Origin of the sequence: Acidithiobacillus ferriphilus, from assembly GCF_018854775.1 — a bacterium.
Taxonomy (GTDB): domain Bacteria; phylum Pseudomonadota; class Gammaproteobacteria; order Acidithiobacillales; family Acidithiobacillaceae; genus Acidithiobacillus; species Acidithiobacillus ferriphilus.
This window is the reverse complement of record NZ_JAAZTY010000159.1, coordinates 1-4,627: the sequence shown is the minus strand read 5'-3', so window position 1 is coordinate 4,627 and position 4,627 is coordinate 1. Positions and strand designations below refer to the sequence as shown.

The following is a 4,627-nucleotide window of genomic DNA, read 5'->3' as shown; positions in this document are numbered from 1 at the left end:
TTATCCGGCGCGGCCTTGAGGTCACGGAATTTGCGCGCCGAGATCAGTACACGGCCCTCCAGTGATCCGGTCGCTTTGTTGTAAGCTTCTACCGCCTGGCCCAACCCCTTGCCTACCCGCGTCCAGTGACCCGCCAACGTGCTCAGGCGATCATAGAGTTCTTTGCCAAGATCACTGATCGCCCGGGCGTTCTCGGCCAAGGACTCCTGCCGCCAGCCATAGGCCACCGCGCGCAGCAGGGCGATGAGGGTGGTGGGACTGGCGACGATCACCTTCTGCTCCACCCCGTATTCGATGAGTGAAGGGTCTTCCTGGAGGGCGGCGCTGAAAAACACCTCGCCGGGCACAAAAAGGACGACGAACTCCGGGGTCGGCTGGAACTGTTCCCAGTAGGATTTTTTGCTGAGCTGGGTCATGTGGGTGCGTAATTCGCTGGCATGCTTGTGCAGGAAATGAGCGCGCTTTTGTTCATCTTCCGTTTCCATGGCCTCCAGGTAGGCATTCAGAGGCGCCTTGGCATCGACGACGATGCGCTTGCCGCCGGGCAGTCGTACCACGAGATCGGGGCGCTGCTGGCCATTATCGGTGGCAACGCTCTCCTGCTCAGTGAAGTCGCAATAAGCCAGCATGCCGGCCATTTCGACGACGCGCTTGAGCTGCATTTCGCCCCAACGGCCTCGTGCGGCGGGCTGGCGCAGCGCCTTCACCAGCGCGGCGGTCTCCTGATGCAGGCGCGGCAGGTGGTCTTGTACGAGACCGCGAATTTGCTCATTGAGGGCGCTGTAGGCATCGACGCGGGTTTTTTCCATGGCGTCGATGCGGGTGCCCACTTTCTCCAGAGACTCACGGATAGGCTCCACCAGTTGTCCCACGGCCTTCTGGCGGCCCTCCCAATCGGTCTTCGCGTTTTCCTGGAAACGCTCCAGATTCTCCCGCGCCAATTCGAGGAAGGACTGGTTGTTGCGGCGCAGGGCTTCGGCGGAAAGGGACTGGAAGGCATCGCCGAGGCGTTGGCGGGCGTCTTCCAGGAGTGCCAGTTTTTCGTTGCCGCGCAGGCGTTCCTGCTCCAGTCGTTCACTGAGTTCCGCCAATTGGCCCTGGAGGGCGGCCAACTCTGTTTGCAGGCAAGCGGCATGGTTGCGCTCCGCCACCAAGGCATTTTCGAGCGCCGGGATACGGCGGCTTTCCGCTTCGGCACCGGCTCTATGCTCACTTTCATGGCGGAGGATTTCCTGCTGTTCCTGGGCCTGTTGCCGCAGCGCAGTTATTTCACGCTGCAGGCTGTCCATCTGAGCGGCAGTGGCTTGCTTGCCTTCCCGAAGGGCCTCGCTGATATCGTGTTGGCGCTGGATCATGCTGCGCGCTATCAGTCCAGCCGCAAGCAGTCCGAGCATCATGCCGACGATGAGATACAACAGATTTTCCCAGATCAAAAGCCTGTCCTGAATGTAGGGGAACTGTTTTGAGAATACGCGAAGCGGGGCGTCAAAGCGACGGCATACTAACCTTTAGGAGCTAAATGGGGCCGAGATGCCAGGCGGGTGCCCCTGCCGGGCACCCCCGTTTCAGGATTCCAGTTGCGAGGTGCAGTTGGGACAGCGTGTCGCGGCCAAGGGAATGGCAGAGGCACAGAAAGGGCAGGTTTTGGTGGTCACGGCGGCAGCGGGTTTGGGGTAGAGTTTGTTGATGACCCGCACAATGGAAAAAATAACCAGCGCAATGATAAAAAAACTGATCAGTGAAGTGATAAAGAGGCCGTAATTCACGGTCACGGCCCCCGCCTTCCTGGCGGCCTCCAGAGTCAGGTAGGGGCCGGGAACGGCGCCATTCTTTAACACGATATAGAGGTTTGAAAAATCGACTTTGTTGAGCAACATACCGATAGGTGGCATGATCAGGTTGCTGACTAATGAAGTCACAATGGCGGAAAATGCCGTGCCAATAACAAAGGCTACGGCCAGATCAATGATATTGCCGCGTTGCAAAAATATCTTGAAATCCTTGACGAACGCTTTGAGCATGGTAATCACCTTTGATGAGGGTCGACTATTTCCGTGGCCAGTTGCGTAAAACCCCATTGTCCTCAGCATAACCAATGCGCCTAAATTTGAAAATAACCATCACTTATGAAACGTCATTGATTAACGTCGGCAGAATTGATTGATGGCGCTTTTGCTGTTGTCCATCTGCTGGTGGCCAGACGCCGCGGCGCAGGCCCTTTGGCCATTTTGACAAGTAATAGCCCACCCCTGAGTCAGATCAAAAAAATGTGCCGCCTGAGCTGCTGGGAATGCATAAGCACCGCTTTGGAGAAGCGGCGCCAGGGCATGGAAATAACGGCTCTCTTCCTGTGCCCATTGGGAGACGGCTTGCCAGCAGGTGGCCTGTTCGTTTGTGGGCATTTGCGCACAACCCGTCGCGTTGCTGCGCGCATGATCCAGCGCCTGCTGCCAGTTGGGGCAGAATTGTTGTGCAGCCTCAGCGCGCTGGGCGGCGACGGCGGCGAGCCGTTGCTGCGCAGTCTCGCTATTGCGATTGGCCAAAGCGGTACCGCGCGCGGCAGCGCTGGCGGTGGCGTTTGATGAGGAAGAAGGTGGCAGGGAAGCGCAGCCCGATAGGGTAAGCGCGAACAAGAGGAAAAGAATTTTTGCGGGCATGATCTAAGACTCTCGGGTAGTTGGTCTTCGCCCGTTATATATCACAAGTTGGCGATATTGCAGAGCCCAGCGCTCAGCGACGCTTAAATCGCTCGGTGAGATGCAGTCTCTGAAGCAGACACCTTACCCCTCCAACGCTCCTTCCACCCCTCAAGGAGTACATAGAATGCCGGCGTCACATAGAGCGTCAGGAACTGCGAGACGATGATGCCGCCCGCCACCGCCACGCCCAGCGGCACCCGCGACTCAGCACCCGCCCCGACGCCAATGGCGATAGGCAGAATACCCAGCACCGCGGCAAGGTTCGTCATCATGATAGGGCGGAAGCGGGTGACACAGGCGTCGACCATGGCATCGACGGCGCTGGCCCCTTCGCGGCGGCGGTGAATGGCGAAGTCCACCATGATGATGCCGTTCTTTTTGACCAGTCCCACCAGCATGATGATGCCGACGAAGCTGAACAGATCGAGTTCCTGATGGAATATCCAGAGGGCCAGCAAGGCGCCAAAACCGGCCAGAGGCAGGGCAGTGAGGATGGTCAGGGGATGGATGAAATCTTCATAGAGAATGGCCAGAATGGCGTAGATCAGAGCCACCGTCGCCAGCAGCAGGAGTGGCAGGCTGCCGGTGGACTGGGAAAAGGCCGCGGCGGACCCACCAAACTCTCCCTGCACATCCGCGGGCAATATCTTTGTCGCTGTGTTCTGCACTGTCCGGGTCGCATCGCCCAGAGAGGTGCCGGGGGCCAGATTGAAAGAAATGGTCACGCTGGGCAGTCCGTTGTAGTGGCTGATACTCAAGGGTCCGACGCCGTAAGCGAAGTGCGCCAATGCGGCCAGGGGCACCAGGCCGGTGCTGCCCGGCACAGTGATCGCTGAAAGTGCCCCGAGATTTTCCTGAAACTGCCGCGCCAGATCGAGAATGACCTCGTATTGATTGGTGGAGGCGTAGATGGTGCCCACCTGGGTGCCGCCGAAAGCGAAGTTCAGCGCTTGCTCGATGGCCTGAGGGGTGACCCCCAGGGCCTGGGCGCGCTGGTGCAGGATGTGCACTTCAATTTCCGGGTTGGCTAATTGCAGATCACTGTTAACGGCCTGTAGTCCGGGTACTTTGCGCAGGGCTGCTACCAGTTTGGGCACGGTCACATTCAGGCTGTTCTGATCCTCGCTCTGCAGAATGTATTGGTAATGAGATTGCGATGAGACCGGCCCCATCTGAATAGCGGGCGGTAGCTGGAAACTCGCTTCCACTCCGGCAAAATGGCTGACGCGACGGCGCAATTCCGCAATGACCTGGGTTCCTGACGCCCGCTCGCCCAAGGGCTTGAGGCGGATGATCAGCCGCCCGGTGTTGGCGGAGCCGAAGGCCCCCGCACCCTGCCCGGCACTGGACATCACGGACTGCACGGCCTGATTGTGGCCGACGGCGGCGGCGATGGCCTTCTGGGTGGTTTCGAGTTGGGCAAAGGAAATGCCCTGGGGATATTCCAGATTGCCCATGATCATGCCGCTGTCTTCGGTAGGGATGAAGCCCTTGGGCAGCAGGATAAAGAGTCCGATCATGGCCAGCAGGCTCAGCAAGGCCCCGCCATACACCCAGCCGCGATGACCGAGCGCCACCCGCAGGCTGCGCCCGTACCAGTCGCGCAGGCTGAGGAAACCGCTTTCGAAGCGGCTCCGTCCCTGATGCTTCACCCGCAGATAGCGGGCGCAGAGCATGGGGGTTAGCGTCAGAGATACCAGCCCGGACAATAGGATGACCACCGCGATGGTGACGCCGAACTCGCGAAACAAACGACCGATGATGCCACCCATCACCAGAAAAGGCAGGAAGACCACCGCCAGCGACAGGGTCATGGAAATCACGGTAAAACCGATCTCGCGGCTGCCAACGATCGCCGCCTGATAGGGCTCTTCGCCGTTTTCCTCATGGCGGGCGATGTTTTCCAGCATGACCACGGCATCATCCAC

At 59.1% G+C, this 4,627-nt stretch carries 4 protein-coding genes; all 4 read right to left on the bottom strand.

Going from position 1 to position 4,627, the window contains the following annotated elements; all coding sequences use genetic code 11:
* Nucleotides 1–1,433, bottom strand: a 1,433-nt coding sequence (rmuC, locus tag HF921_RS10870) for a DNA recombination protein RmuC (protein ID WP_215893802.1), incomplete at its 3' end; no start/stop codon positions are given.
* A gap of 132 nt (nt 1,434–1,565) precedes the next feature.
* Nucleotides 1,566–2,021 (bottom strand): large conductance mechanosensitive channel protein MscL, encoded by a 456-nt coding sequence (mscL, locus tag HF921_RS10865; RefSeq protein ID WP_064219144.1) that lies wholly within the window; start codon nt 2,019–2,021, stop codon nt 1,566–1,568.
* Between the two features lie 120 nt (nt 2,022–2,141).
* A complete protein-coding gene (locus HF921_RS10860; protein ID WP_064219143.1) occupies nt 2,142–2,657 on the bottom strand; it encodes a hypothetical protein in 516 nt (171 codons plus the stop codon).
* A gap of 83 nt (nt 2,658–2,740) precedes the next feature.
* Nucleotides 2,741–4,627: efflux RND transporter permease subunit (locus tag HF921_RS10855; RefSeq protein WP_215893801.1), on the bottom strand; the 1,887-nt coding region annotated here is incomplete at its 5' end.